This window comes from Flavobacterium sp. GQ95 (assembly GCF_059758655.1).
The window spans coordinates 1-1,329 of the sequence record NZ_JCAXEB010000045.1 but is presented as its reverse complement, the minus strand read 5'-3'; the positions used below and the strand labels follow the sequence as shown (position 1 = coordinate 1,329).

Sequence of the window (1,329 nt, the reverse complement as noted above, 5' to 3'; positions counted from 1 at the left end):
TGATGCTAGCGGATGTTATGACACGAAATCTGTTACTGTTAAATCGGTTACACCGATTGCTGTTGCAGGAAATAAAAACAACGATGCAAAATGTAAAGGTACTTCAACAGGAAACGGAACATTTACAGTTTCAGGAAACGCTACAGTTGGAAATTATACATTTACATTAACAGCAGGTACATTAGGAACAGGTACGCTTACAAAATCAGGCAATACCTTAACATTGGCTAATGTTGTCGCTGGAACTTATACGGTATCGGTTACAGATACAGCAACAGGTTGTACCAATACAGCAAGTATTACTATTGCTGAGCCAGCATTGGTTTTAGATGTTACAGCTACAGCTACAAACATTAACTGTAATAATGACAATGCAGTGATCACAGCAGTTGGAACAGGTGGAACAACAAGCTATAAATATGCTGTTGTTAAACAAGGAAGTCCAACAGTTGCCCCAGCAATTTCAGATTACGGAACAAGCGATAAACTAACAGTTGATACTAACAGTGGAGCTGACATGAATTGGGTTGTTTATATCATGGACGCCAATGGATGTACAGATTCAGTTGTAAGATCAATTGCAGCAGATCCAATCCCAACAGTTACTGCGGTTTTAAGTAACCAATGTACAGCTTCAGGAAGTGGATTTACTATTACTGCTACAGGTTTAGGAGGTTTTGGCGCATTGACTTACGGAATCAGTGGTCCTACAGGATCATTTACATCAAACAATGTTTTCAATGTTCCGGCTTCGACAACACCTTATACAGTTTGGGTAAGAGATGCTAATATGTGTACGGCTTCAGCTACACCAATTACGGTTTATCCACAATTGACTGCAGTTGCAAATGTGACTAAGGAATTAGATTGTACAACATCTCCATCTGCACAAATCACAGTTGATATTGCAGGGGGAAAATCTGGCTATACTTATAAAGTAGATTCAGGATCAGGTTATGGTTCAAGTGTGGCCGTTACAGGAACTCAGTTTGTTTATCCTGCGACAGCTTCAGGAACTTATAATTTTGAAATTTCAGATTCAAATACTCCAGGCTGTAAAGTAATTGTTTCAGCAGCAGTTGCGGCAATTACAAATCCAACAGTTACTGTTACCACTCAGGTTAACATAACTTGTAATGGAGCAGCAAACGGTTCAGTGAAACTAAAAGGAGCCGGAGGTTCAGGAGGATACACATATTCTGATAATGCAACAACAGGATTTACAACAACAGATACTTTCACGGGATTAACTCCTGGTCTTCATACTTTTTATGTAAAAGACAGTAAAGGATGTTCAGTAAGTATTGGTGTTACTATTACAGAACCAAC

The 1,329-nt window shown here is 39.0% G+C and carries 1 pseudogene; it reads left to right on the top strand.

The features are described from left to right. A pseudogene (locus tag AC6CH4_RS25850) lies at positions 1-1,329 on the top strand (hypothetical protein); the annotation flags it as partial.